The sequence below is a fragment of the Amycolatopsis sp. DSM 110486 genome (assembly GCF_019468465.1).
Classification (GTDB): Bacteria; Actinomycetota; Actinomycetes; order Mycobacteriales; family Pseudonocardiaceae; genus Amycolatopsis.
This window is the reverse complement of record NZ_CP080519.1, coordinates 5,153,280-5,178,164: the sequence shown is the minus strand read 5'-3', so window position 1 is coordinate 5,178,164 and position 24,885 is coordinate 5,153,280. Positions and strand designations below refer to the sequence as shown.

The window sequence follows — 24,885 nt, the reverse complement described above, 5'->3', positions numbered from 1 at the left end:
CGGGTGAGGTGAAGAGTGCGCGGACGAGCAAACCGGTCTGCCGGATGGTTCACGGGCTGGCGCCTTTGGCGGTTGCCCTCTCATGTCCGCACTTTTGTGCTCCTCGTCAACTTCCTGGCGATCCTGGCGTCGGTGAGCACCGCGTGGCTGGTGCCCGTGCACCAGCAGGACCTGATCCGCTTCGGCGTGCTGGCCGTGTGCGCGGCAGTCGCCATCGAGGCGACGCGCCACATCGAGCGCCAGCGCGAGTACAACCGCGCGCCCACGGTCGCGTACGTCGACACCAAGGCCGTGTGGAGCATCGCGGCGGTGGTGGCGCTGCCGGCCGTGCTGGCCACGGCGATGGTCGTGTTCACCTACGCGATGGCGTGGTGGCGCGTCTGGCCACGCGAACGGCCCGTGCTCCCCCACCGCTGGATCTTCTCCGCCGCGACCGTGCTGTGCGGCACACAGGCGGCGGTCGCCGTGCTCGCGCTGGGCATGCACCACTACCCCGGCGTGCCGGCCACGGGCTTCCTGCCCGGCCTCACCGACCTGGTCGTCATCATCTTCGCGGCCGCCCTGCGCTGGGCCATCAACACGGCGCTGGTGATGGTGGCCATCGCGCTCTCGAGCCCGCCGCGCTCTCTCTCGGACCTGTTCTCCGGCTTCGGCGACCAGCTGCTGGAAGCCGGCGCGATCGGCCTGGGCCTGGTCACCGCCGCGCTGCTCCTGCTGGCCAACCCGCTGGTGCTCACCGGCGTGGTCGTGGCGCTGGTGGCGCTGCACCGCGGCCTGCTGCTCGCGCAGTTCCAGCGCGACGCGCGCACCGACGTGACCACCGGCCTGGCCACCAAGCGCTGGTGGCGCACGCTCGCCGAGCAGTACCTCGAGCGAGCCCGCACCGGCAACGGCACCGTCGGCGTGCTGCTGCTCGACCTCGACCACTTCAAGGCCATCAACGACACCTACGGCCACCCGACGGGCGACGTCGTGCTGCGCGAGATCGCCCTCGCGCTGCGCAGCGAGGTGCGCGACCAGGACATCTGCGGCCGCTGGGGCGGCGAGGAGTTCGCGATCGTGCTGCCGAACGTGCCGACGATGGAGCAGCTCGGCCAGCTCGCCGACCGCATCCGCCGGCGCATCCCGCAGGTCGTCGTGCCGCTGCCCGAGCGCGACACGGTCATCAGCGACCTGACCGTGTCGATCGGCTGCGCTCTCTACCCGGCCGAGCACCTCACCGGCGTCGACGACGTACTGGTCGCCACCGACACCGCCCTCTACCGGGCGAAGCAGGCGGGCCGCAACCGCGTGGAGCTCGCCACACACTGAAGGACGTTCCGGACAACCCCGCCTTCTCGTTCCGACTTCGTCTCCCCCTCGTGCCACGATGGACGCTGAGGGCCGCGCCGAGGCCCGCGAGGAGGTCCGAGTGCCCGACTGGGATGGCCATGGACTGCCGCCGGTCGCGCGGGCGCGCGTCGACCGGTTCGCTTCGTCCGGCCTGCGCACCTCGCTGCTGAGCGTCCCCGGCGCGGTCGGCGCGGAAGTCGCCGGATTCACCCCCGTGGGGGAGGTCATGGGGTGCGTCGTGGAGCGCCTCGGCTGGACCTCCGGCTTCGGCATCACGCCCAACCAGCAGGCCGCCATCTACGCCGACGCGCTCCGTCAGGGCTACCGCGTCGCGCTGGACCGGCTGCGGCTGGAGGCCGAGGCGATCGGCGCCGACGGCGTCCTCGGCATCACCACGTCCGTCACTCGGCTCGACGAGACCATGCAGGAGTTCGTCGCGCTCGGCTCCGCGGTGCGCGCGGAGACGCCGCAACGGCCCGGGCGCGTGTTCACCACCGAGCTGCCGGGCCAGGACGTCGGCAAGCTGATGCAGGCCGGCTGGGTGCCCGCGGCCGTCGCGATCGGCATCTCGGCGCACACCACGTTCGACTACAACATGCAGTACCAGACCACGATGTGGGCCGGGAACGTCGAGGTCGACGCCCACACCCGGCTCGTCACCGAGGTGCGGGCCGACGCGCGCAGCCAGTTCCGCAAGACCGTGCAGACCACCGGCGCCGACGGGGCGATCGTCTCGCGGATGTCGCTCGACACGTGGCAGCTGGGCGAGGTGGCCGTGGCCGGGGTGGCGAGCGTGTTCGGCACCGCCATCGCCCGATTCCACGTCGGCAGCTCCGCGCCCACGTCCGCGCTCACCATCCTGCCGCTGAACCGAGTTTGAAGGAGGCCCCGTGACGACCACGGACCCCGCCGCGCAACACATCCCCGAGGATGCGATGCGCCGGCTCGCCGAGATGCGGCCGGGGCAGGCAACGAGCCTGTTCACGTCCGACTTGAGCGTGAACGAGTTCCTGCTCGTGCGCGAGGCCGGCTTCCGCCCGCTGGGCCTGGTGCTCGGATCGAGCATCTACCACGTCGGGTTCCAGATGGGGCGCTGGAGCAAGAACCAGGAGATGGACCGCCTGTCGGCCGCGATGTACCACGCGCGCGAGCTCGCGATGACGCGCATGGAGACCGAGGCCGACCTGCTGGGCGCCGACGGGATCGTGGCCGTACGCCTGGAGATCGAGTTCAAGGAGTTCGGCAGCGACCTGGCGGAGTTCGTCGCCGTCGGTACCGCGGTGAAGGCCGACGAGCCCGGCGAGTGGCGCAACAACACGGGCAAGCCGTTCACGTCTGACCTGTCCGGCCAGGACTTCTGGACTCTCGTGCAAGCCGGTTACGCACCGCTGGGCATGGTGATGGGCACGTGCGTCTACCACATCGCGCACCAGCGGTTCCGCCAGGCGATGAGCAATATCGGGCAGAACGTGGAGATCCCGCAGTACACCGAGGCCCTCTACGACGCGCGTGAGCTGGCGATGTCGCGTATGCAGGCCGAGGCCGAGCAGCTGAAAGCCGAAGGCATCGTGGGGGTGCAACTGCTGTCACTGCCGCATCGATGGGGCGGGCACACGACGGAGTTCTTCGCCATCGGCACCGCCGTGAAGCCGCTGCGCCCCGACCACCGCATCACCAAGCCGCAGCTCGTGCTGCCCCTCACCGACTGATGTCCGGGTCAGAGCTCGGCCCGGCCGGCGAGTTCCACCTCCTGGTGGCCGCCCTGCGCGCCGATCGCGCCGACGTCGAGTCCTACACCCGCGTGCTGTCCGAGACCCTCGGCGACGCCCTCCCGCCGGGCATGGTCGAGATCGACCGGCGGCGCAGCTTCGCCGACCGCGTGGCCGGGCGCCTCGGGCAGCCGGTGGAGGTGCGCGTGTCGACGCCGCACCAGCTGCTCGTGCTCACGGCCGGCCGGTCCGGCGGGGTCACGGGCGAGATTCGCCAGGTGGTGCGCGGGGTCGTGATCAGCCGCCGGGACACCGACGTCGAGGAGTGGGTGACGGTGCTCGCCGAGGAGCTGCAGGCCCTGGCTTCTCGGGACGCGAAGGCGCGCGAAGCGTTGTCGCGGTTCCTGGGTAGCTGACTCCGGCGTGGTTGAACCGCCGAACCTTGACCCGCCTGGTTTGCCCGATTAGAACTCGGGGATGGACTGGACACTCGAGGTCGTCATCGTTCCCGTGTCCGATGTGGACCGCGCGAAGGCGTTCTACGCCGAGCAGTGCGGCTTCCACGTCGACCACGACACCGTGGTCGGGCCCGGCGCCCGCGTCGTGCAGCTGACCCCGCAGGGCTCCGGGTGCTCGATCGTCGTCGGCGAGGGCGTGGTGCCCCCGATGCCGCCCGGGTCGCTCAAGGGCCTGCAGCTCGTGGTCGCCGACCTGCCGCGCGCCCGCGAGACGCTGCTCGCGGGCGGCGTCGACGTCAGCGAGATCCAGCTCCTCGGGCCCGACCCGGCCACGGGCCGGCCCGAGGACCTCGACAACATCGGCTTCTTTCACTTCTCCGACCCGGATGGCAACGCCTGGGCCGTGCAGCAGATCTCGGCGCGTGGCAAGAGCTAATCCACGAGTGCGCCACAGCTGATGTTGGCCGTCGCGGCGGTCATGGTGCGGGCGCGGTCGGAGGCCACGAACGCGGCGACCGCGCCGACGTCCGCGAGCGTCGCGGGTCGGCCGAGCATGGTGCCCTTCGCGATTCCTTCCGTGACCGCCTCGGTGTGCGCGAAATCCGCGGGGAGCGATTCGGGCACGCCACCGGTCCGCAGGGTGACGGTGCGGACGCCGTGGCCGCCCAGCTCCGCGGCGAGTTGCCGGCGCATGGCTTCGAGCGCGGCGAACGCCACCTGCAGTCCGCCGACCGGGTGGCTGCGCACCGGATCCCCGTCGCCGCCGAAGACGAGCACGACGCCGCCACCTTGGCGTTTCATGTGGCGGCCGGCCGCGCGCATGGTGAGAAACGTCGTGCGCACGGCGGTGACCACCGGTTGTTCGTAGTCGGCCAAGGACATTTCCAGCAGCGGGGTGCCCTGCACGTCGCCGTGGGTGATGACATTGACCGAAATGTCGAGGCTGCCTCCCGCGGCGACAACGGCGTCGGCGTGTTCGTCGACGGCCTGCTCGTCCAGGGCATCGAGCTCCTCGACGTCGGCGCGCCCGCCCGCCGCGCGAATCTCGTCGGCGACCTTGTCGAGTTTCGCGCGGGTGCGGCCGGCCAGGAAGACGCGTGCGCCCTCCTCGGCGAACGCGCACGCGATGGCACCGCCGATCGCTCCGCCACCGCCGTAGACCACTGCGTTCTTTCCTTCGAGCAGCATGGGCTCTCCGTTCGTCGGGCTTCCGCTTCCACCCGTGCGTCGAACGAGGTGCTCAGGAATCGACAGGATCTCCGACGACGAGCACGATCCGGCGCCCGTGCAGCTCACCACGTTCCATTCGCCCGTGCGCTTCGGCTGCTTCGGCGAGCGGCACCCGCTCCACCGCCCGCGGTCGCAGACCACCGGCGGCGAACCGCTCGTTCAGCGCCGCCGCCGCATTGGCCAGTTCGGCGGCCGTCGCCCGGGAGATGACGAACCCGACCACGGACTGGTCGTTCAGGTACAGCTCGCCGGCGGGCAGCACCGGCCGGGTGCGCGGCCCCGCGAGCAGCACGACCCGGCCGCGGAACGCCAGGTGCGCCACGGCGGTTTCGAGGTCGTTGGTGCCGGAGGTGTCCACGTAGAGGTCGATGCCGTCCGGCAGCTCGGTCTTGCGGTAGTCCAGCGCCAGATCGGCGCCGCGAGTCACGCAGTGGTCCAGATCCGCCGCCGACGCCGTGGCCACCACGTGCGCACCCGCCGCGGCGGCGAGCTCGATCAACGCGGTCCCGACGTTGCCGCCACCGCCGACCACCAGCACAGTCTGCCCGGCGCGCAGCCCGCCGTGTGTGAACAACGCCAGGTACGCCGTGGCCGCGGGGTGCACCACGGCGACGGCGTCGAACGGATCCACTCCGGCGGGCAGGCGGTACAACCGATCTGCCGCGACAGCAACGCGTTCGGCCGCCGCACCCTGTCGTCCGCCGTGCCCGAGACTGTTGCCCCACACCGTTTCCCCGGCCGCGAAGCCGTTCGCCGAGTCCGCGACGTGGCCGACGAAATCCCGGCTCAGCACGAGCGGCCACGGCCCCGGCACCGGCCACATCCCGTTGCGCACGAACGTGTCCACGGGGTTCACGGTGCTCGCGACGACCTCGACGAGCACCTCACCGAGCGCCGGCACGGGATCGGGGAGGTCGCCGAAGCGGATCTCCTCGACCGGGCCGGGCTTCTCGACGAACGCAGCCTTCACTCAGGCGAAGCTACCAGCGGTGAGGATCGCGTGGCCGTGCCGTTCTTTGGCTTCGAGGTAGCGCGACGTGTGCTCGCCGGGGTGGTCGACGATCAACTTCTCCCGCTTCACCACAATTCCCGCGGCTTCCAGCGCGGCGACCTTGGCCAGGTTGTTCGTCAGCAGGCTCACGCGCTCCAGCAGGTTCTTCGAGCGGATGCGGCAGCCGAACGCTTCCACCGCGCAAACCGCACCCACGGGCATCGCCAGCAACTTACGGGCGACTTCCTCAAAGTCGGCGTCGTCGTCGAGATCACGTGCGAGCGCCCGCAGTTCCCCTTCACGTCCGACCAAGTAGTCGACCTTGTCAAGGCAGGCGCACGAGCTGCGCTGCCAGTACGACCTGTTGCGGGGCCGCAACGCCGCCGCGCCGCTCACCGACTGAGGACGGCGGTGTCCGCGCGCGGTCCACGAGACCGCCTGCGGACACCGCACGGCCCGCGACTCGAGAACCGAGCCGCGGGTTTTCTCCGTCTTTATGGCCGGACGGCACCCATCGGGTTCGGGATCGGGAGGCCACCCGCGTCGACGACCGCGCGGCTGAGGGGTACGGCCAGCTGCAGCACGCGGTCCACGCCGTCCGGGCCGAGCGCTTCGAGCGGGTCCGCGGCCAGGCGGTCGGTCATCTCCTCGACGTCGTGGCGGACGGCGGCGCCGCTCGCCGTGAGCCGGCCGGCGGAGTCCAGCAGGCCACGGGAAAGCAGGCGGGCCCTCGAGTCTTCCCACTCCTCGTCGGTCCAGCCGCGGGCACGCTGGACGATCTCGCGGGTCGTGGCGCCTGCGGCGATGTGGGTGAGGCTCGCGTCGAGGCCGGACAGCCCGGCGGACACGCCGGCGAGCACGTGGCCGTCGCCGCGGTGTTCCCGGAGGGCGCAGGTGGCGAGCCAGAGGCGGGCGCGCGGACGGTCGGGAGGTTCGGCCGACGCCCACGCGGCGGCGAGCGGACGGCCGTCGAAGCGGCAGCCGGCGACGGCGCGTTCGAGCAGCCCGGTCAGTTCGTCGAGTTCGGCGCCCGATGGCAGCAACCGCGTCAAAGCGGCTTCCACGGCGAGAATCCGGGTCTGCAGCACGTCTTCCGGCTTCGCGAACGTCCACGCGTCGGGCAGGGCGCGCGCGACCATCCCGGGCGCGAAGCCGTAGAACATCGACGTGACCGGCCCCGGGCCGATCGGGCCCAGCGGCGCCGCGCGGCCCGCGAAGTACCCCATCCACCAGCCGCGCAGACCCACTTCCTTCGCCGCCGCGGCGGGCTCGGACGCGAAGTAGACCACGGCGTGCAGGGGCTCCAGCGCGACCCAGAACCGCCTGGCCAGGCTCGAATTCGGCTCCATGACCGTCAGCGTACGCACGAAGAAGGCCCCTCCACCGCTGCTTCGAGTGGAGGGGCCTTCCGTAGCGCTTTATCAGGCGAGCTCGAGCCCATAGGACTGCAGCTCGAGGGTGAGCGGGTAGAAGTAGCTGGTCACGGTGTCGCCGCCGGACAGCGTGCCGAGGCCCTTCGAGCCGTCGTACGCCGGGCCGCCCGAGTCGCCGTGGTCGGTGTGCGCGGTGGTGCCGAACTCGTGGTTGAGCACGCCCACGTCGAAGTTCACGGACTCGTCGACCGAGGTGACCTCGCCGCTGCCGCCACCGGTGGTCTGGCCCTGCTTCTGGATCTGCTCGCCGACGGTCGGCGTGCCGGCGCTGCTGATGGTCTGGCCGGTGTTGATGGCGCCGTCACCCGAGCCGTTCGGGCGGGTCAGCAGACCGGAGTCCGCACCGGGGCAGTCGCTCTCCACCACGCGGGCGCCGGAGACGTCGCCGCCCGACCAGGTGCCGCCCTCGTTGGTGCAGTGGCCGGCCGTGAGCATCATCGGCTCGCCGCCACGGGTGACGTTGAAGCCGAGGGAGCAGGTGAACTGACCGTTGTTGATCGAGTCGCCGTCGGCGATGTAGGTCGACAGCTTGCCGGCGCGGTGCTCGATGCGGGCGGAGTCTCCCAGTTTCGCGGCGGCCGCGGTGACCTTGTCGACGGTGGTCTTCGAGGCCGCGTCGTAGATCTTCACGACGACCTGGTTGTTCTTGGTGTCGATGCCCCACGCCGTCTGCGGCACGTTCTTCACGCCGTCGAGGGAGTTCTTGGCGTTGGTCAGCGCGGCGAAGCTGTGCTTCACCAGCTTCGTGGCGAAGCCGGCGGCTTCGGCCTTCTGCTGGGCGGCCGCGTCGGTGACGTTGACGATGGCCTTGCCGTTGTCGAGGTAGATGCCACCGCCCGACAGGCCGAGGCTGTCGACGACCTGCGTCGCCTGGGTGATGGCCTGGGTCTGCATCTGCGCGAAGGCGAGCGGGCTGGCCGAAGCCGCGCTCACGCAAAGGCCGGCCGTAAGCGCCGCCGCGGAGAACACGGTGAAGCCGGCGACGAACGTTTTCCGGGAAGTCATGGAATCTTCCTCCAGTTGAGCTGGACGGATCCTGCGCGAGCGGCTCGCGCAAACCACGGTGGGACTCCCCACACTTTTGTTGCCAGGCAACCAACGCACCACCGACGAAGGTTGGTTAATAACCAAGTCATCCGGGCAAATCGGCCTGCTCGCACCCGTTCGGCTCAGGAGCACTAGGCCGAACAGCCGTGCGACCGCACCATTCACCGGGATGGGTTACCCGCCGGGCGCCACGGGGCAATCGCGGGGCGGCGCTTCCGGTTAAGGTCGGCGCGTGCCCGACACCGAGCTGAGCCACGCGTTCACCGTGGCCGCACCGCCCGCGGACGTCGTCGCCCACCTCGCGGAGCCTTCGAATTACGTCGGCTTGTCACCGCTGGTGGTGGAGGTGCGCGACGTCGCACGGGAAGAAGGCTTGACGCGGTACACCGCGGTGGAGCGGTTCCGCTTCTTCGGCTTTCTGCGCCACGACAACCCGATCGTCGTCACGCTCCGCACCACCGGCACGGCGGCGGTCCACGGCGACGTGGTGTCGCCCGGCGGCGTGCGGATGGGTTACCGGTTCGACCTCGAACCCGACGGCGGCGGCACGCGCGTCACCGACACGCTGCGGCTGCACACGCCGCCGGGCCTACTTCGCTTCGCCGCTTCACGGGCCCGCGCGGTACAACTCGCCCGCGCGGGCGTCCTCGCCGAGCGGCTCGGCTGAGTCCACAAAGGACTTACTGCGCGTCAGAAGTGCCTTCCGGCCACTGGACGTGCTCTTCGTAGCCGGTGTGCTTGCGCAGGAAAGCCGCGATGAACGGGCAAACCGGCACGATCACCCCGCCGTTGGCCACGACGTCGTCCAGCGCGTAGGTGGCCAGCGTGGTGCCGAGGCCGCGGCCGCCGAAGGCCTTGTCGATCTCGGTGTGGGTGAACACCGTCTGGTTGTCGCGCAGGAGGTACTGCGTGAAGCCGGCCAGCTGGTCGTCCGCGTACACCTCGTAGCGGTGCTTCTCGTCGTTGCGGACCACGCGGGTCTCGTCGCTCATTCGTCGCTCCTCGAAGTCTGGGCATTCAGGTGAACGCCGGACAGCCTGCCGTACTTCCCCGGCGTGCGTTGATCTTCACCGAAGTATGACGCGGCGGCCCCGGAAACGACTCAGGCGTGATCCGGGCTGGGCCGCCCGGGCGACACGGTGCGAGCGATCGGGTGGAACGCCCGCGCGGACCTTCCGGGGCGCCCGGCGCGTTTGGTTGATTCTCTGGGTCGGTGACCACCACTGGGAAGGCCAGGACCGCGCTGTGCAGCCGTTCGCTCTGCCCGAGTTCTACATGCCCTACCCGGCCCGGCTGAACCCGCACCTCGACGGTGCGCGGGAGCACAGCAAGGCGTGGGCGTACACGATGGACATGATCGACGTCCCCCAGCACGGCACCGTAATCTGGGACGAACACGACTTCGACTCCCACGACTACGCGCTGCTCTGCGCCTACACCCACCCGGACGCGGGCGCGACGGAGCTCGACCTCATCACCGACTGGTACGTCTGGGTCTTCTACTTCGACGACCACTTCCTGGAGCTGTTCAAGCGCACCGGCGACATCGACAGCGCCCGCGCCTACCTCGACCGGATCGCCCTGTTCATGCCGGTCACGGGCGACATCACGGCGACCGCGGAGAACCCCGTCGAACGTGGGCTCGAGGACCTGTGGAACCGCACCGTCCCGCATCGTTCCGAGGGCTGGCGCCGCCGCTTCGTGGAAAGCACGCGCAACCTGCTGGACGAGTCCTTGTGGGAACTCGCCAACATCAACGAGGGCCGCGTCTCAAACCCCATCGAGTACATCGAAATGCGCCGCAAGGTCGGCGGCGCACCCTGGTCCGCGAACCTCATCGAGCACTCGGTCCACGCCGAAGTTCCCGACGCCATCGCCGCCTCCCGCCCCATGGAGGTCCTGCGCGACTGCTTCGCCGACGCCGTCCACCTCCGCAACGACTTGTTCTCCTACCAACGCGAGGTCGAAGACGAGGGCGAGCTTTCGAATGGCGTGCTCGTCTTCGAGAAGTTCCTCGGCTGCACCACCCAGGAAGCCGCCGACGCCGTCAACGACCTCCTCACGTCCCGGTTGCACCAGTTCGAACACACCGCCCTCACCGAAGTCCCGGCTCTATTCGACGAACACGCCGTGGACCTGTCCGGCCGCGCCGAGACCTTCGCCTACGTCAAGGGCCTCCAGGACTGGCAGTCCGGCGGCCACGAATGGCACCTGCGCTCCAGCCGCTACATGAACGAAGGCGCGCTCGACTCGCGCGGCGGCCCCGAGTTGCTGGGCGGCCCGACCGGCTTGGGCACCTCGGCTGCTCGCATCTTCTCCTCCTTGGTGAGCACCGCTCCCCAGCGTTTGCGGTCCTTCTCCCACCAGCCGCACGAGGCCGTGGGCCCGATCGTCCGACCCGAGATCTACATGCCTTTCGAGCTCCGCCTGAGCCCGCACCTGGCCGCTGTCCGCGACCGCCTGGCCGACTGGTGCACCTCGATGGGCTTCCTCGACGGCGTGGTCTGGGACGAGCACAAGATGCGGGCCATGGACCTCCCCCTGTGCTCGGCCGGCATCCACCCCGACGCTTCCCCTGAGCAACTGGACCTGACCAGCGCCTGGCTGGCCTGGGGCACCTATGGGGACGACTACTACCCCGTGGTCTTCGGAGCTTCCCGCAACCTGGGCGCGGCGAAGGCGGCCACGGAGCGCTTCAAGCTCTTCATGCCACTCGACGACGAGCCCATACCTGCTCCAGAGGGGTCACTGGAGGCCGGCCTCGCCGACCTGTGGCTTCGGACGGCCGGCCCGATGAGCCTGGAGTCACGCCGCGCCTTCCGCAAGGCCGTTGTCGACATGTGCGAGAGCTGGCTCTGGGAAATGGCAAACCAGGCCGAGAACCGAATCCCTGATCCAATCGACTATGTCGAAATGCGGCGCAAGACCTTCGGCTCAGACCTCACGATGAGCCTGTCCCGAATTTCTCACGGGCGGTTGATACCGCCGGAGATCTACCGGACTCGAACCATCCAGGCCATCGAGCACTCGGCGATGGATTATGCCTGCCTGCTGAACGACGTGTTCTCGTACAAGAAGGAAATCCAGTACGAAGGCGAGCTTCACAACTCGGTACTGGTGGTCCGCAACTTCCTCGACGTGGATGAGCAGACGGCTTTCGAGATCGTCAACGATTTGATGACCGCCCGAATGAAGGAATTCGAACACGCTGTCGACGTCGGTTTACCGGGCCTGTTCTCGGACTTCTCCCTCGACGAGGACGTCCGAGCCGCACTGACGGCTTACACAGATGAACTGAAGGACTGGATGGCGGGAATCCTGAACTGGCACGAAGGCTGCGCCAGGTACACGGAAGAGGAAATCCGCCGCCGCCCTGGCGTTCCGGATGATGCCCTGGCCGCGCTGGCCTTCTCAGCAGGCCCAACGGGTTTGGGGACAGGCTCACTGAGGATCTCCTCCATCCTCTCTGCCGCCAGGTAACCCACCCCAAGCAGCCACCTACCGTCCAACTGTAGAAGAAAGTGCTTCGCCGGGGGCCGGCCGGGGAAAGGTTAGCCGGAGAAACCGACGGCTTTGTCGGGTGGTTGAGTCGGGAATCGTGTCTGCCGATCGGTGACCATTAGGCAGATGGTTGGCCGTCTTGCCGGTACGTCCGGCGGGTGGTTCAGCTGCGTGACGGTGGATAAGTGACCATTGGGTAGATGGTTGGCCGTCTTGCCGGTACGTCCGGCGGGTGGTTCAGCTGCGTGACGGTGGACCGGTGACCGTTGGGAACATGCTTGCCCCGCCCCGCCCAGCAGCTCCGTAGGTAGCCGAGCCATCCGACCACGTCCACCACGCACCAACCCCACACAAGATCGACCCGATCAGGGTGCAACCCACCACTCCTCCGGGCGTTTTCGCCCTCATCAGGTGATACTCGAAGCGTGAGAGGCTTGAACCTGCACTTCCTCGGCCACGCGACGACGCGAGTGGAGCTCGGTGGGCGGGTGGTGCTGACGGACCCGGTGCTCACGAAGCGTGTGGGACCGTTAACGCGGGTGGTCCCGCTGCCCGATTCGTCGGCTTGGGCCGGGGTGGACACGGTCCTCATCTCCCACCTGCACGGTGACCACCTGCACCTTCCCTCGCTCCGCCTGCTCAGCAAGGCGCGGATCGTCGTCCCCAAGGGCGCCGGCGCGTGGCTGAGGAAGCACGGGGTCCACAACGTCGAAGAAATCGCCCCCGGAGAAACCCTCCAGGACGGCGACCTCCGGATCACCGCGACAGAAGCCGTCCATTCCGGCCACCGCTGGGGACCGCGGCTCACCCACGGGCCGCAGAGCCCGGCCCTCGGCCACCTCCTCGAAGCGGACGGCACCAGGGTCTACTCGGCCGGAGACACTGACCTCTTCGAAGGCATGAAGCAACTCGGTCCCGTCGACGTCGCCCTGCTGCCCGTCTGGGGTTGGGGCCCGAACCTCGGGCCCGGGCACCTCACCCCCGAACGCGCCGCCGTGGCAGCAGGGTTGCTCAAAGCCGCGGCGGTCGTCCCCGTCCATTGGGGGACGCTGGCCGTCCCCGGAATCCACCTGACGAAGCAGATGAAGAAGCTCCTCGTAGAGCCGCCGGAAACATTCGCCGAGCACGTGGTCGAAGCGGGCTTGCCGACGGACGTCCTGATCACCCGGCCCGGCGCCGAAGTGACCTTGCCCGCCCCCGAGGAACGGGCGTGAACTGGTCGGACCCGTCGGCGATCGGCTACCCGGCGCTGTTCGGCGGGGTCCTGCTGGGGTCGGTGATCCCGATCGTGCCGACGGGAGCGTTGGTGGGTGCGGCGGCGGCCGTCGCGACGACGACGGATCACCTGTCGCTGCCGCTGGTCATCCTGCTGGCGATCGCCGGCGCGTATCTCGGGGACGTACTGACCTTCGCCGTGCCCAGGTTCGGGAGCGAACCGCTGCTGCGGTGGGTGGAGAAGCGCCAGCAGGCCGAACGGCTGGCCAAGGGGCGGGAGCAGTTCGCGCGCCGAGGCTGGCAGCTGGTCGTGATCGGAAGGCTCGTGCCGGCCGGGCGCATCCCGGTGCTGCTGGCCGCGGGCACGCTGGGGTACCCGTGGCGCAAGTTGCTGCCGGCGGGGCTCGTGGCCTGCGTGTTGTGGGCCGTTGCCTATTCTCTGCTCGGCATCGTGAGCGGCGGCATCTTCGATTCGCCGTTGATCGCCACGCTGCTGGCCACCGTGCTCGTGCTGCTGGTGACCGTGTTGTTGACGGTGATCAGCAAGCTGCGCGCGCGGGCGGCCGAACGGACTGGAGGACATCAGTGACGACACCCGCTCCGTCGAAGGGGCGCCTGCTGGGCGGCGGCCGGGTCGTCGCCCGCGTGGTGCTGGTGTGGGCCGCGGTGACGGGCGCGTTGCGGCTGCTCGACATGTGGCTCGACGGGTTCAGCATGCGGTCGTGGTGGCAGCCCACCGTGTGCGCGCTGATCCTCGGGCTGCTCACGTCCGTGGTGTGGCCGTGGGTGGTGCGGGTCGCGTGGCCGATCGCGTACTTCACGCTCGGCGTGGGCACGTACCTGCTGCTGGGCGCGGCGACATTGGCGATCCTGCAGGCCGTGCCGGGCGTCGAGCTGTCCGGGTTCGGGACGGCGGTGATCATCACGGTGGTGATGTCGGCCGTCGGCGCGCTGATCTCGAGCGCGCTCGCCGTGGACGAGGACGAGATCTTCTTCCGCCGGGCCGCACGCCGTCGGCGCAAGCACGCGCCCGGTGAGGACCTCGCCGAGGAGCCGCCCGGCGTCGTCTTCCTACAGATCGACGGGCTGGGCTACGACACCGTGCGCCGCGCCGTGCGCGACGGGGACATGCCGACGTTCGCCGCGTGGCTGTCGGAAGGCACGCATTCGCTCACGCGCTGGCACACCGACTGGAGCTCGCAGACCGGCGCCAGCGTGTGTGGCATCCTCCACGGCTCCAACCACGACATCCTCGGGTTCCGCTGGTACGAGAAGGACCGCGACCACGTGATGGCGTGCGCGCACCCGAGCGACGCGGCCGAGATCGAGCGCCGCCACACCAACGGGCGCGGCCTGCTCGCGGGCGACGGCGCCAGCCACGGCAACCTGTTCTCCGGCGACGCCGAGCACGTGAGCCTCACCATGAGCTCCATCCCGGTCCTCGTGCCGCGCAAGGTTCGCGGCCCGCGGCACGACTCCGTCGGCGCCGGCTACCGCGCGTACTTCGCGAACCCGGTCAACGTCTTGCGGACGTTCGGCGTGGCCCTCATCGACGTCTTCCGCGAGCTGTCCGCGGCCGCCAAGCAGCGCCGCGCGGGCGTGGTGCCGCGGATCCCGCGCGGCGGCTTCTACCCGCTCGCGCGCCCGGGCACCACGGTGATCGCGCGGGACGTGGTCGTCTCGGCGATCATCGGCGACATGCTGGCGGGCCGGCCCGTGGTGTACGCGGACTTCCTCGGCTACGACGAGGTCGCGCACCACTCAGGCATCGAGCGCTTCGACACGCTGGAGGTGCTGCGCTCGATCGACCAGCAGTTCGCGCGACTGCTGCGCACGAGCCGCATCGCGCCGCGGCGCTACCACATCGTCGGGCTGTCGGACCACGGCCAGACCCAGGGCCACGCGTTCGTCGACCGCTTCGGCGAAACCATGGAAGCCCTGGTCGGCCGCCTGTGCGGCGGCGCGCCCGTGGCCGAGCACGGCAAGCGCCGGCAGGCCGAGAGCTGGCAGGTCAACGCGGCGCTCGCCGAGGCGACCACCACCGGCGGCCTGATCGCGCGCCGGCTGCGTTCGCGCGTCGAGGACGCCGAGTGCGCCGAGAACCGGCCGCGCACCACGAGCGGCTCGCCCGGCGAGGTCACGCGCGTGGCGCCCGGCGTGGTCTGCGTGGTGTCCGGGCACCTGGCGATGGTGTCGTTCACCGAGCACGAGGGCCGCGTGAACCTGGAGACGATCGAGCGCGAGTACCCGGACCTGCTGCCGACGCTGGTCGACCACGACGGCGTCGGGTTCATGCTGGTGCACAGCTCGGAGTTCGGCCCCGTCGTCCTCGGCCGCGACGGCCTGAAGCGCCTCGCGACGGGCGTCGTCGTCGGCGAGGACCCGCTGGCGGACTACGGCCCGTACGCCGACGAGCTGGTCAAACGTGTCGACTCGTTCCCGCACTGCGCGGACATCATGATCAACAGCCGCTACGACCCGGAGTCGGACCAGTCGTCGCCGTTCGAGCGGCACGTCGGGTCCCACGGCGCCCTCGGCGGCCCGCAGCAGCGCGGCTTCATCCTGCACCCGCGCTCGTTCCCCGCGCCCGGCGAACCCGTCGGGGCGGAGGCGGTGCACCACGTGTTCCGCGACTGGCTGACGTTCCTGGGGCATGGAGTGCCCGCTTCGTCTGCTTCGGTTGCCGTTTCGGAGGTGGCTTCATGATCGTGTACGGCGCGAACTGGTGCCCGGACGTCAAACGCAGCCGCGCGCTGCTCGACTCCCGCGGCGTGGCGTACGACTACGTGGACGTCGAGGCGGACCCCGCCGCCGAGACGCTGGTGCGCTCCCTCCAGCACGGCGCGCGCCGCATCCCGACCATCGTCTTCACCGACGGCACCCACCTGGTGGAACCGTCGGACGACGAACTCGCGGCACGCCTGTGATCCTCCTGGACCTGCCACTGGGCACCCGCGTCGTGGTCCGCTACCGCATCGAGGGCGGCTTCACGGACGCCCTCGGCGAGCTGCGGGACCGTGATTCTTCTTCCTGCACAGTGGAAACGAAGCGTGGCCTCGTGGTGGTGCCGTTGTCCGACGTAGTCGCGGCGAAGCCGGTGCCGCCCGCTCCGGAGCGCCGCCGTCCGAAATCGAGTGGCCCGCCACCCGGAGACCTGTGACGATCGGTGCCCTTCAACAAGCAAAGGGACCCTAGTCGCTCCCTCGCGGAGGCTTCTCGTCGCTCGATCCTTTCACGCAACCGAACAACGCCTGCCCGACTCAGCGCGCCAACGTTTCGCAGTCCGGTGGTCGATCAGCTCTCCCGAGCGATAGCCGCCTCGATACCGTCCAGAAGGAGATCCAGACCCGACTCCAGGCTGAGCCGCGCCTCACGCTCAAGATAAGGCTCGTCCGACGCGACCGGTGGCTGCTCCGAACCCAACCGGCCCACCAACGGATACCGCGACACCAAATCCGGCACCAGCTCCCCCAGCACCGCCGCCCGCGAGGACCACCAGTCCTCTTCGGACAGTCCTGTCTCGCGGGAGACCTGGCGTGATTCGGCGGCGATCTGCACCGAGCCGCGGACCGTATTCAGCAACGCGCCCACGATCCATCGCACCCGCGCGGCAGGCAGACCGGTCGCGAAGAGGACCCGCAGCACCAGCTGCTGCATCCGGAACTCGCCCGGCCCCAGCACCGGCCGGGCGTAGGACACCTGCAGCAACCAGGGGTGCCGCAGGTGGAAGTCCCAGAGCTCCCGCGCCAGAGCGACCACCGCGGGGCGCCAGCCGCCGGACAGGTCGTGGTCGTCGCGCAGCTCGGTCAGCGTCTGGTCGTACATGAGGTCGATGAGCTCGGTCTTGCCCGGCACGTACGTGTACAGCGCCATCGCCGTCCGGCCCAGGCGCTCGCCCACCGCCCGCATGGACAGCGCGCCCATTCCCGAGGCGTCGGCGATTTCCACGGCCGCCGCGACGATGGCGTCCACGCTCAGCCCGGGTTTGGGCCCCGGCCCGCCGCCACGAGGCGCGACGTCCTTGCGCCACAGGAGCTCCATCGAGCGGCGGGCGTCCCCTTGCCCGGCGAAGACGACCACGAGGAACCCCCTGAACGGCGACTCCTTACAGCATAAAGCCCGGGTCAGAACCCGAGCGCGGTGACCGTCAGCACGTACTTGCCCTGCAGCAGCTCGCCGCGCATTTCCGGCGTGATGGCGCGCGACGTGTCGGTGTAGGTGCCCGGAGACGCGGTCTGCACGGCGTACACGAAGTTGCTCACGCTCGGGTCCACGACGAGGCTGATCGTCGGCGTCAATGTGGGCGAGAAGCGGTTCACGGCGCGCACGTAGGTGAAGACCGAGTGCACGACGGTGTCGGCCGCGGCCGAATCGGTGGCGCAGCCCGTGGCCGGCGCGGCGGGCAGGTCGGCGGTGGCGTCGTTGAACGCCGTGGCCACCGGGTTCGCCGTGCCGTTCGGGTTGGAGCCCATCTCGGCGACGATGGCCTCGACGCGGGAATTCAGCGTGGCCGCGACGTCACCGACCGCGGCACACCGCAGCGGCGACGGCGGGATCGGTGCGATGGACGCCGCGGCGGGCACGGCGCCCGCCGCGAGCAGGGCCGGCGCGGCGATCAGCACGGACACGAGACGGCGGAGCGACACGGCGGATTTCCCTTCCCCGGCAACCAGGACGAGTCACCCTAGCCAGCACCGCGCCGACCACGACATTCCCCGGTCGGGCGTCACACCACCGTGTGGCGCCCGACCGGTTCCACAATGGACAACAAGGAACGCGCTAGCCCGCCAGCTCGATCGCCAGCGCGGGACAGATCTGCGCCGCCTCGCGGACCTGGTCGTGCAGCTGTTCGGGCGGGTTGTCGTCCAGCAGCACGACGATGCCGTCGTCCTCGCGCTGGTCGAACACCTCCGGCGCCGCGAGCACGCACTGGCCCGCCCCGACGCACCGGTCCTGGTCGATGACCACCTTCATCTCAGCAAGTCCTTTCCGAAAGAGTCACCAGGTCACCGGCAGCGAGTGCACGCCGTAGACCAGCATGTCGTTCTTGAAGTCCAGTTCCGCCAACGGCGCCGCCAGCTTCAGCGTCGGGATCCGCCGGTAGAGCGTGCTGTAGACCACCTGCAGCTCGACGCGCGCGAGCGGCTGCCCGAGGCACTGGTGCACGCCGTAGCCGAACGCCACGTGGTGGCGGGCCTTGCGCGTCACGTCGAGCTTGTCCGGGTCAGGGAAGGCCTCGGCGTCGCGGTTGGCGACGTCCGAAGCGGCGATGAGGCCCTCGCCCTTGCGGATCCGCCGGCCCGCGACCTCCATGTCCTCCAACGCGACGCGCCGGCGTCCCGTGTGGACGATCGTGAGGTAGCGCAGCAGCTCCTCCACGGCGTTGGCGACCAGCGGTGCGTCACCGTCGCGCACGAGGTCGAGCTGCTCCGGATGCTCCAGCAGCGCCACGGTGCCGAGCGCGATCATGTTGGCCGTGGTCTCGTGACCGGCCACGAGCAGCAGCTGGCCCATCGCCGCGACGTCGTCGGCGGTCATGGTCCCGGTGGCCACCTGCTCGGTCGCGAGACGGCTCAGCACGTCGTCGCCCGGGTCCGTCAGCTTCTGCTCCACCAGCCGGCTCAGGTAGGCCAGCAGTTCCTCGACCGCGTCCAGCGACTGCTGCGGTGTGGCCTCCTGCGAGACCAGCACCTTGCTGAGGCGGTGGAACAGCGCGCGGTCTTCGTACGGCACGCCGAGCAGCTCGCAGATCACCAGCGAAGGCAGGGGAAGCGCGAAGGCCTGCACGAGGTCCGCGGGCTTCGGGCCGGCCAGCATGTCGTCGATCAGCTCGTCGACGATCTTCTGGATGCGCGGGCGCAGGCGCTCCATCTTCTTGACCATGAAGTCGGCGGTCAGCATCCGGCGCTGGGAAGCGTGCTCGGGGTCGTCCATGCTGATGAACGCCTTGGCGCGCTTGCGCCGGGCCGCGACGCCCGGCGACTGCGGCGGGTAGCCCGGCAGGTCGGTGTCGGCGCTGACGCGCGCGTCGCGGAGCAGCGCGCGGACGTCTTCGTAACGCGTGAACAGCCAGGGCTCGCTGCCGTCCCAGATCCGGACGCGGGACACCGGCTCGTCGTGCAGCCGCCGCTCGAGCTCGGGCGGCGGGTCGAACGGGCAGCGCCCGCGCGACATCGGGTACTCGGGCTCACGGGCGTCGGACACGCCTTGCGACGAGGACGAGAGAACCTCCGTCATCGACAATCCCTCCCACGGAGAGTTACCAAACGATTGTTCGGATACTTACTGAACACATGTTAGGCAATCTGGTGGAGAGTTGGCCACCTCCGTGGACAAGATCACCGGGACGGCCGAGAGCGGTCGGGTGGAAACGGGAGAAAACGCCCGTGACTCAGGCGAAAACGAGCGAAACGAGCTCGTCGACGAACGGCAGGACGGAGTCGGCGCCGCCCCGCACGGGCGAGTTGTGGAACAGCGCGACGCGGCCGTGGGCGCCGACGAACGCGATCACGCCGGCCCGCTCGGCGGGCACTCTGAGCGAGAAGCCCGCCGCGTCGCACCGCGCGAAGCCGGTCGTGAGCAATTCGATGAGGTCGGGCAACGGACCCTTCGGGTACGCGTCGGGCGTCGCGCGGGTGGCGCCGTTGGCCATCATCAGCCGGTGGTGGCCGGGGTTCTCCATGGCGAAGCTGCAGTACGCATGGATCAGCGAGCGCACGCGGCCGACGACGTCCGCCGGGTCCTCGCTCGCCTCGGCCGCCTCCATCGCGGCGCGCAGCCGCGCGAACTCGTGGTCGAGCAAGCCCGCGACGAGCGCGGAGCGGTCCGTGAAGTGCTGGTAGATACTCGCCGGCGCGATGCCGACCGCGCGGGCGACGCCGCGGATCGTCAGGCCGTCCTCACCGCCGAGCTCGGACAGCAGCCGGCTGGCCGCGTCGAGGATCTCCCCGCGCAGCCGGTCGCCCTCGCCCCACCTGTTCCGGGTGCGCCCGGCGCTGACCTCGACTTCTTCCGGCACGTGCCCATTCTTACCGCTTGACCTGCCCGGGCGTCGGACGGGCCGTCTCGTTTCGTCGTCGACCCGTCATCTGTGGTTCACCCCGGCAGGCCGGACATCTCGATATTTTTTTCCTGGTGGACGAGCAGGAGTGGCTGGACGACTTCCAGCGGCGCGTGGACGACATGCGCGCGAAAAGCGTTGCGTTGCAAGAGAAGCTCACCGAGGCCGAAGGCAAGGCCCGCTCGTCGGACGGACTGGTCACGGTCACCGTCACCCCCAACGGCGCGCTGAAGAACCTGCACATCGACGACCGGGCGCTGCGTTCGTCCGGCGGGGCCCAGCTCACCGCCACCATCATGGAGACCTACGGCAAGGCCCAGCGACAGGTGTCGCGCGAGGTCGCCGACGCGCTCGAACCACTGGCCGGCGGCACCGAGGTGATGGACGTGGTCCGGTCCTTCCTGCCCGCGCCGGAGCCCGAGGAAGACGAACCGCAGGACGCGCCGCGCCAGCCCGGTGAACCCGAGGCCGAGGACCGCACCCCGCCGCCGCCCGCGCCGCCGCGGATGCCGTCCGCCGGTGGCGTGCCGCCGCAGCCGTCTCAGGTTCCGCCTCTGCCGCCGCGGATGCCGCCGCCGCCCTTGCCGCCCGCTCCCCCCGTTCCGCCGGCTCCGCAGCCGGGGCCGCCCGCGCCGCCGCAGCCGCGGCCGGACCAGCAGCCGAGGCCGCAGTCGGGCCCGCACCGCCGCCGCATGGACGGCGACGACGACGAGATGCAGCCGTGGTGACGAGGGAGATGCGCTGATGGACGGGTACACCGTCGAACCCGACGTGCTGACGACGTACGCGAGTGGTCTGGACGATCGCGGCGGCAAGGTGACGGCCGCGGCCAACCGCATCCAAGAAGTCAACGGCGGCGACATCAACGCCTTCGGCGTGGTCGTCGGCCAGGTGCTGGGGATCCCGACGCGCATCGCGCTCGGTGTGCTGCACGACCAGGTCAACGGCGCCGCGAAGGCGATCACGGACCAGGCCAACAACACGCGCACAGCCGCGGACCAGTACCGCACCACGGAAACCAACCACGCACAGACGATCACGACAGCGGGGACCCCGACGTGACCACGACGTTCGACCCGAACGCCAAGCCCGACTTCGGTGCCGGGGTGGTGATCACCGACTCCAACAAGTTCTCCGGCGCGGGTTTCCTCGACTCGTACTCGTTCCTCATCAAGAGCTGCGAGGACATGAAGACCGCCGACGACTCCGACAAGGCGGCCCTGGGCGTCTCGATCGGGCTCGGCGTGGTGGCTTCGGCCGTGGACACGGTGAAGTTCGCGCTCAACCCGCTGGGCAGCCTGATCTCGGCCGGGCTCGGCTGGCTGATCGAGCACGTGAGCTTCCTGCGCGAGCCGCTCGACATGCTGATGGGCGACCCGGACCAGATCCAGCTGCTGAGCCAGGAAGTGCACACGATCGCCGAGACCATCCGGCAGATCGGCGAGGACCAGAAGTCCTCTTTGGACGGCGACATCAAGGAGTGGCAGGGCAACGCCGGCGACACGTTCCGGCAGCGCATGCAGGAGCTCGCCGCCGACCTGGACAGCAAGGCCCACGGCACCGACATCGTGGCGTACCTGATCCAGACGAACATGGCCATCATCGCCGCCGTGCGGGGTCTGTTCCGCGACCTCATCACCACGGTGCTGGGCGACATGATCTCCACGATGCTGATCGCTTTGGCGGCGGCCATCCCGACTTTCGGCGCCTCGATCGTCGCGGGCGTCGGCTGGTGCGTCGCGCAGGCGACGCTCACCGCCACCTCGCTCGGCGCGAAGCTCGCCGCGGTCGTCGCGCAGGCCACCCGCTCGGCCGCGCGCATCGGCAACGTCGTCAAGGGCCTCAAGACCCGCCCGGGCGCGAGCGGCGCCGCCGGCAGCGGGGCCCACGCTGGTGACGACATCCCGCTGGGCCCGGTCCCCAGCCGCGGCGGCTCGGGTGGCGGCGCTGGGTCTTCCGGTGCGCACAGTGGTGATGATGCGGCTACTCCGCCGCCGGTGCCGCCGAAGGACGATGTGCCTCCGCCCGCGGGTGGTTCGGGTTCTGGATCGGGCTCGGGTAGCGGCAGTGGTTCGGGCTCGGGTTCAGGCTCGGGTAGTGGTTCTGGCAGCGGCTCGGGCAGTGGCAGTGGTTCTGGCAGCGGCACCCACGCCGGCGACGACGCCGCCACGCCTCCGCCCCCGGCCCACAGCGGCGACGACGCCGCGACCCCACCCCCGGCCTCGCACGCCGGCGACGACGTCCCACCGCCGGTTCCCCCGAAGGACGACGTCCCCCCGCCCGCCGGCGGCAGCGGTTCTGGCAGCGGGTCCGGTTCTGGCAGCGGCTCCGGCAGCGGCACCCACGGCGGCGACGACGCCGCCACGCCTCCCCCGGCTTCCCACGCCGGTGACGACGTCCCACCTCCGGTCCCACCGAAGGACGACGTCCCGCCCCTGGCAACCCACACCGACGACGCAGCCACACCCCCGCCGGCCTCCCACGCCGACGACGACGTGCCGCCGCCCGTGCCCCCGAAGGACGACGTCCCACCCCCGGCAACCCACTCCGGCGACGACGCGGCCACCCCGCCACCCGCCTCCCACGCGGGCGACGACGCCGCGACGCCTCCGCCGGCCTCCCACGCGGGCGACGACGTCCCGCCGCCGGTGCCGCCCAAGGACGACGTTCCGCCACCGGCAACCCATTCGGGCGACGACGCCGCGACACCTCCGCCGGCCTCCCACGCCGGTGACGACGTCCCACCGCCGGTCCCGCCCAGGGACGACGTCCCCCCGCCGGGCACCCACTCCGGCGACGACGCCGCGACACCTCCGCCGAGCAGCCACGCGGGCGACGACGCGCCGCCGCCCGTCTCACCCAAGGACGACGTGCCCCCGCCCGGCACCCACTCCGGTGACGACGCGGCTTCGACGGCCGGAACCCAGGGCGGCCACCACGGCGACGACGCCGCCTCGGACAGCAGCCACGGTGGCACGCAAGGCAGTCACCACGGAGACGACGCAGCCTCCGACGGCAGCCACGGCGGAACCCAAGGCAGCCACCACGGAGACGACGGCACGCCGCCTGCCAGTCACCACGGCGACGACGCCGCCGCGCCCCCGGCCAACCAGCCGCCGAAGACCCCGTGGACGAAGGCGCACGAGGATTGGCTGAAGCAGCACCAGCCGGACGCCTTCGCCAAGTACAAGTACCTCGAGAACCAGCTGAAGGCGAACCACCCGCAAGCCTTCTCGATCCTCAAGCAGTGGGTCGCAGACTCCGACAGCGCCAAGGAAATGTGGGCGTGGCCGGTCAAGGGCGGCCAGGAGATCATGAAGCAGATGCTCGACATCCAGAAAACAGCCGAAACCGGCTGGGCCAACGCCAACGCGGGCGGCGACCAGCCCCCAGCAGACGGCGGCCACTAGCCCGCCACGAAAACCACCGCGGCCCTGGCAGCCCACAAGGCCGCCAGGGGCGCGGTGTTTTGCCCGCACACCAACGAAACAACCGAGCCGGCTCGGCGCGCGCCCTCACCCCCACGGCAGACCAAAAGCCGGCCCTGAACCAGCAGTGGATGCCCGCCGAAGCGAGCCGGAAGTCAGGAAACGAGCTGCGGGTACTGCCCCGCGATGTCGCCCGACAGGCTCGCGCGCACGGAGCGGCTGACGTCGTCCGCGACGATCTCGAAGTCGCCCTTTTCAAGGCCGTCCAGGGCCAGCGCGGCGATCGACGCCGGGTCGGACTTGGGGTCAGTGATGTCCGCCGCCATGTCCGTGTCCATGTAGCCGACGTGCAGGGCCGTCACGAGCGTGCCCTGGTCGTGCAGGGCCAGGCGCAGGCCGTTGGTCAGCTGCAGGCCCGCCGCTTTGCCCGCGGAGTACGCGTTGACGTGGGGTGCGGTGAACCACGACAGCACCGAGAGGATGTTCAGGATCGCGCCGCCGCCGTTGCGGGCCAGCGTGGGAGCGAAGGCGCGAGCCGTCTCCAGCGGGCCGAAGTAATGCGTCTCCATCTCCAGCCGGACGTCTTCCAACGAACCGGAAAGGAACGACGCCCCCGTGGAGACGCCGGCGTTGTTGATCAGCAGCGTCACGTCGCCCGCCGCTTCCGCGGCCGCGCGGATCGAAGCCGGGTCTGTGACGTCGACCGCAATCGGCACGACACCCGGCAGGTCGACCGATTCCGGACGGCGCACCGCGGCGTAGACCTTCGCCGCGCCGCGCTCCAGCAAGGCGGCGGCCAGCTCCTGGCCCAGCCCGCGGTTCGCGCCCGTCACCAGTGCGACGGAACCCTTGATCTCCATCAAAACCACTCCCAACACACCTGACTTGTTACCTGCAAGCTAGCCGCCGACGACACTACGGGTTAAACTTGCTTCAAGCAAGCCAGCACGGGAGGAACCCATGGGTCGACGGTCAAGCTGGGAAGGCACGCCGTGCCCCATCGCCCGAGGCGCCGACGTGCTCGGCGAGCCGTGGACGCTGGTGATCCTGCGCGAGGCCCACGCGGGCACCACGCGCTTCGACGAGTTCCGCAGCAGCCTCGGCATCGCGGACAACGTGCTGTCCGCACGGCTCGCGCGAATGGTCGAGACCGGGCTGATGACCCGCGTCCCCTACCGCGACGGCGGCCGCACCCGCGACGAGTACCGCCTCACCCAGGCCGGCGCCGACACGCTGCCGGTGATCCACGCGCTGGGCGCGTGGGGCGACACCCACACCCACTCCCCAGCCCCGGGCGAGCCGATGCGGCTGGTCCACACCCCCTGCGGCGAGCTCACTCGCCCCGGCGAGAAGTGCGACCACTGCGGCGGCGACGTGAACCGGGCGGAACTGCGCCGGCTCGAGAAGGAGACGCACGACCAGGTACCACTGGCCGAACCCGTCGCCTGAGTCAACCCGTGGAAGGTGTTGGTAAATCACCA

The 24,885-nt window shown here is 70.2% G+C and carries 28 protein-coding genes; 16 read left to right on the top strand and 12 right to left on the bottom strand.

The features are described 5' to 3' along the window. The first annotated feature begins 72 nt into the window (after nt 1–72). The 5 genes from K1T34_RS25260 (at nt 73) to K1T34_RS25240 (ending at nt 3,935) form a co-directional block, all read left to right on the top strand. Nucleotides 73–1,311, top strand: coding sequence for a diguanylate cyclase (locus K1T34_RS25260; RefSeq protein ID WP_255638697.1), 1,239 nt, complete (start codon nt 73–75; stop codon nt 1,309–1,311). Between the two features lie 58 nt (nt 1,312–1,369). After that, entirely contained in the window at nt 1,370–2,212 is an 843-nt protein-coding gene (locus K1T34_RS25255) for a heavy metal-binding domain-containing protein (RefSeq protein ID WP_220246652.1), read from the top strand. A gap of 10 nt (nt 2,213–2,222) precedes the next feature. Further along, on the top strand, nt 2,223–3,041 hold the full coding sequence (locus tag K1T34_RS25250) for a heavy metal-binding domain-containing protein (RefSeq protein ID WP_255638696.1): 819 nt from the start codon (nt 2,223–2,225) through the stop codon (nt 3,039–3,041). Beyond that, entirely contained in the window at nt 3,041–3,457 is a 417-nt protein-coding gene (locus tag K1T34_RS25245) for a hypothetical protein (RefSeq protein WP_220246651.1), read from the top strand. Before K1T34_RS25250 ends, K1T34_RS25245 begins: the two co-directional genes overlap by 1 nt. A 61-nt stretch (nt 3,458–3,518) precedes the next feature. Beyond that, on the top strand, nt 3,519–3,935 hold the full coding sequence (locus tag K1T34_RS25240) for a VOC family protein (RefSeq protein WP_220246650.1): 417 nt from the start codon (nt 3,519–3,521) through the stop codon (nt 3,933–3,935). On the opposite strand, the gene K1T34_RS25235 is transcribed toward K1T34_RS25240, so the two are convergent. From K1T34_RS25235 to K1T34_RS25215, 5 genes are all read right to left on the bottom strand, one after another. Further along, nucleotides 3,932–4,687, bottom strand: coding sequence for an SDR family NAD(P)-dependent oxidoreductase (locus tag K1T34_RS25235; protein ID WP_220246649.1), 756 nt, complete (start codon nt 4,685–4,687; stop codon nt 3,932–3,934). The genes K1T34_RS25240 and K1T34_RS25235 overlap by 4 nt on opposite strands. 52 nt (nt 4,688–4,739) lie before the next feature. Then, on the bottom strand, nt 4,740–5,699 hold the full coding sequence (locus K1T34_RS25230; protein WP_220246648.1) for a zinc-binding dehydrogenase: 960 nt from the start codon (nt 5,697–5,699) through the stop codon (nt 4,740–4,742). Beyond that, nucleotides 5,700–6,116 carry a hypothetical protein gene (locus K1T34_RS25225; RefSeq protein WP_220246647.1) on the bottom strand — a complete coding sequence of 139 codons (417 nt, stop codon included), beginning with the start codon at nt 6,114–6,116 and terminating at the stop codon, nt 5,700–5,702. A gap of 98 nt (nt 6,117–6,214) precedes the next feature. Continuing rightward, nucleotides 6,215–7,069 carry a hypothetical protein gene (locus tag K1T34_RS25220; RefSeq protein ID WP_220246646.1) on the bottom strand — a complete coding sequence of 285 codons (855 nt, stop codon included), beginning with the start codon at nt 7,067–7,069 and terminating at the stop codon, nt 6,215–6,217. A 72-nt stretch (nt 7,070–7,141) separates the two neighbouring features. After that, entirely contained in the window at nt 7,142–8,158 is a 1,017-nt protein-coding gene (locus K1T34_RS25215; RefSeq protein WP_220246645.1) for a S1 family peptidase, read from the bottom strand. A 274-nt stretch (nt 8,159–8,432) separates the two neighbouring features. On the opposite strand from K1T34_RS25215, the gene K1T34_RS25210 reads away from it, so the two are divergent. Continuing rightward, complete coding sequence (locus K1T34_RS25210) at nt 8,433–8,867, top strand: SRPBCC family protein (protein ID WP_220246644.1); 435 nt, start codon at nt 8,433–8,435, stop codon at nt 8,865–8,867. Nucleotides 8,868–8,880: 13 nt separating this feature from the next. On the opposite strand, the gene K1T34_RS25205 is transcribed toward K1T34_RS25210, so the two are convergent. Continuing rightward, nucleotides 8,881–9,192 (bottom strand): GNAT family N-acetyltransferase, encoded by a 312-nt coding sequence (locus K1T34_RS25205; RefSeq protein ID WP_220246643.1) that lies wholly within the window; start codon nt 9,190–9,192, stop codon nt 8,881–8,883. Between the two features lie 253 nt (nt 9,193–9,445). Between K1T34_RS25205 and K1T34_RS25200 the strand changes: the two genes are divergently transcribed. The 6 genes from K1T34_RS25200 to K1T34_RS25175 all read left to right on the top strand — a co-directional run bounded on the left by K1T34_RS25200 (nt 9,446) and on the right by K1T34_RS25175 (nt 16,076). Beyond that, nucleotides 9,446–11,680, top strand: coding sequence for a germacradienol/geosmin synthase (locus K1T34_RS25200; protein ID WP_370643782.1), 2,235 nt, complete (start codon nt 9,446–9,448; stop codon nt 11,678–11,680). A gap of 446 nt (nt 11,681–12,126) precedes the next feature. Next, nucleotides 12,127–12,915: an MBL fold metallo-hydrolase gene (locus K1T34_RS25195; RefSeq protein WP_220246642.1), complete on the top strand. Its 789-nt coding sequence runs from the start codon at nt 12,127–12,129 to the stop codon at nt 12,913–12,915. Then, a complete protein-coding gene (locus K1T34_RS25190; RefSeq protein ID WP_220246641.1) occupies nt 12,912–13,505 on the top strand; it encodes a DedA family protein in 594 nt (197 codons plus the stop codon). The genes K1T34_RS25195 and K1T34_RS25190 overlap by 4 nt, the downstream gene beginning before the upstream one ends. Beyond that, complete coding sequence (locus tag K1T34_RS25185) at nt 13,502–15,622, top strand: phage holin family protein (RefSeq protein ID WP_220246640.1); 2,121 nt, start codon at nt 13,502–13,504, stop codon at nt 15,620–15,622. The genes K1T34_RS25190 and K1T34_RS25185 overlap by 4 nt, the downstream gene beginning before the upstream one ends. Then, a complete protein-coding gene (locus K1T34_RS25180) occupies nt 15,619–15,843 on the top strand; it encodes a glutaredoxin family protein (protein WP_220246639.1) in 225 nt (74 codons plus the stop codon). Before K1T34_RS25185 ends, K1T34_RS25180 begins: the two co-directional genes overlap by 4 nt. Next, a complete protein-coding gene (locus K1T34_RS25175; protein WP_220246638.1) occupies nt 15,840–16,076 on the top strand; it encodes a ferrous iron transport protein A in 237 nt (78 codons plus the stop codon). The genes K1T34_RS25180 and K1T34_RS25175 overlap by 4 nt, the downstream gene beginning before the upstream one ends. Nucleotides 16,077–16,210: 134 nt before the next feature. Here K1T34_RS25175 and K1T34_RS25170 read toward each other — a convergent pair whose 3' ends face one another. The 5 genes from K1T34_RS25170 to K1T34_RS25150 all read right to left on the bottom strand — a co-directional run bounded on the left by K1T34_RS25170 (nt 16,211) and on the right by K1T34_RS25150 (nt 19,934). After that, complete coding sequence (locus tag K1T34_RS25170) at nt 16,211–16,996, bottom strand: TetR/AcrR family transcriptional regulator (protein ID WP_220246637.1); 786 nt, start codon at nt 16,994–16,996, stop codon at nt 16,211–16,213. A 44-nt stretch (nt 16,997–17,040) separates the two neighbouring features. Further along, complete coding sequence (locus K1T34_RS25165; protein WP_220246636.1) at nt 17,041–17,562, bottom strand: hypothetical protein; 522 nt, start codon at nt 17,560–17,562, stop codon at nt 17,041–17,043. Between the two features lie 133 nt (nt 17,563–17,695). Further along, nucleotides 17,696–17,890, bottom strand: a complete 195-nt coding sequence (locus tag K1T34_RS25160; RefSeq protein WP_220246635.1) for a ferredoxin — start codon at nt 17,888–17,890, stop codon at nt 17,696–17,698. Nucleotides 17,891–17,914: 24 nt separating this feature from the next. After that, entirely contained in the window at nt 17,915–19,153 is a 1,239-nt protein-coding gene (locus K1T34_RS25155) for a cytochrome P450 (RefSeq protein ID WP_220246634.1), read from the bottom strand. Nucleotides 19,154–19,307: 154 nt separating this feature from the next. Next, a complete protein-coding gene (locus tag K1T34_RS25150; protein ID WP_255638695.1) occupies nt 19,308–19,934 on the bottom strand; it encodes a TetR/AcrR family transcriptional regulator in 627 nt (208 codons plus the stop codon). A gap of 116 nt (nt 19,935–20,050) precedes the next feature. Here K1T34_RS25150 and K1T34_RS25145 point away from each other — a divergent pair, with 116 nt between their 5' ends. From K1T34_RS25145 to K1T34_RS25135, 3 genes are read left to right on the top strand one after another with little or no spacing between them, the layout of a single operon-like run. Beyond that, the gene (locus tag K1T34_RS25145; RefSeq protein WP_255638694.1) at nt 20,051–20,704 is read left to right on the top strand and encodes a YbaB/EbfC family nucleoid-associated protein; all 654 of its coding nucleotides are present in this window, start codon (nt 20,051–20,053) and stop codon (nt 20,702–20,704) included. Between the two features lie 16 nt (nt 20,705–20,720). Further along, on the top strand, nt 20,721–21,038 hold the full coding sequence (locus K1T34_RS25140) for a type VII secretion target (protein WP_220246633.1): 318 nt from the start codon (nt 20,721–20,723) through the stop codon (nt 21,036–21,038). Then, nucleotides 21,035–23,386: a WXG100 family type VII secretion target gene (locus K1T34_RS25135; RefSeq protein WP_220246632.1), complete on the top strand. Its 2,352-nt coding sequence runs from the start codon at nt 21,035–21,037 to the stop codon at nt 23,384–23,386. Before K1T34_RS25140 ends, K1T34_RS25135 begins: the two co-directional genes overlap by 4 nt. Before the next feature lie 173 nt (nt 23,387–23,559). Here the strand turns inward: K1T34_RS25135 and K1T34_RS25130 are convergent, their stop codons facing one another. After that, nucleotides 23,560–24,264 (bottom strand): SDR family oxidoreductase, encoded by a 705-nt coding sequence (locus K1T34_RS25130; RefSeq protein WP_220246631.1) that lies wholly within the window; start codon nt 24,262–24,264, stop codon nt 23,560–23,562. A gap of 100 nt (nt 24,265–24,364) precedes the next feature. Here K1T34_RS25130 and K1T34_RS25125 point away from each other — a divergent pair, with 100 nt between their 5' ends. Then, nucleotides 24,365–24,853, top strand: a complete 489-nt coding sequence (locus K1T34_RS25125; protein WP_220246630.1) for a helix-turn-helix domain-containing protein — start codon at nt 24,365–24,367, stop codon at nt 24,851–24,853. The last annotated feature ends 32 nt before the right edge of the window (nt 24,854–24,885 follow it).

Coding starts and splice junctions, on each gene's coding strand:
- K1T34_RS25255 (WP_220246652.1), top strand. CDS start 1,370: ATGGACGCTGAGGGCCGCGCCGAGGCCCGCGAGGAGGTCCGAGTGCCC.
- K1T34_RS25245 (WP_220246651.1), top strand. CDS start 3,041: ATGTCCGGGTCAGAGCTCGGCCCGGCCGGCGAGTTCCACCTCCTGGTG.
- K1T34_RS25240 (WP_220246650.1), top strand. CDS start 3,519: ATGGACTGGACACTCGAGGTCGTCATCGTTCCCGTGTCCGATGTGGAC.
- K1T34_RS25235 (WP_220246649.1), bottom strand. CDS start 4,687: ATGCTGCTCGAAGGAAAGAACGCAGTGGTCTACGGCGGTGGCGGAGCG.
- K1T34_RS25220 (WP_220246646.1), bottom strand. CDS start 7,069: ATGGAGCCGAATTCGAGCCTGGCCAGGCGGTTCTGGGTCGCGCTGGAG.
- K1T34_RS25215 (WP_220246645.1), bottom strand. CDS start 8,158: ATGACTTCCCGGAAAACGTTCGTCGCCGGCTTCACCGTGTTCTCCGCG.
- K1T34_RS25205 (WP_220246643.1), bottom strand. CDS start 9,192: ATGAGCGACGAGACCCGCGTGGTCCGCAACGACGAGAAGCACCGCTAC.
- K1T34_RS25180 (WP_220246639.1), top strand. CDS start 15,619: ATGATCGTGTACGGCGCGAACTGGTGCCCGGACGTCAAACGCAGCCGC.
- K1T34_RS25160 (WP_220246635.1), bottom strand. CDS start 17,890: ATGAAGGTGGTCATCGACCAGGACCGGTGCGTCGGGGCGGGCCAGTGC.
- K1T34_RS25155 (WP_220246634.1), bottom strand. CDS start 19,153: ATGACGGAGGTTCTCTCGTCCTCGTCGCAAGGCGTGTCCGACGCCCGT.
- K1T34_RS25140 (WP_220246633.1), top strand. CDS start 20,721: ATGGACGGGTACACCGTCGAACCCGACGTGCTGACGACGTACGCGAGT.
- K1T34_RS25130 (WP_220246631.1), bottom strand. CDS start 24,264: ATGGAGATCAAGGGTTCCGTCGCACTGGTGACGGGCGCGAACCGCGGG.
- K1T34_RS25125 (WP_220246630.1), top strand. CDS start 24,365: ATGGGTCGACGGTCAAGCTGGGAAGGCACGCCGTGCCCCATCGCCCGA.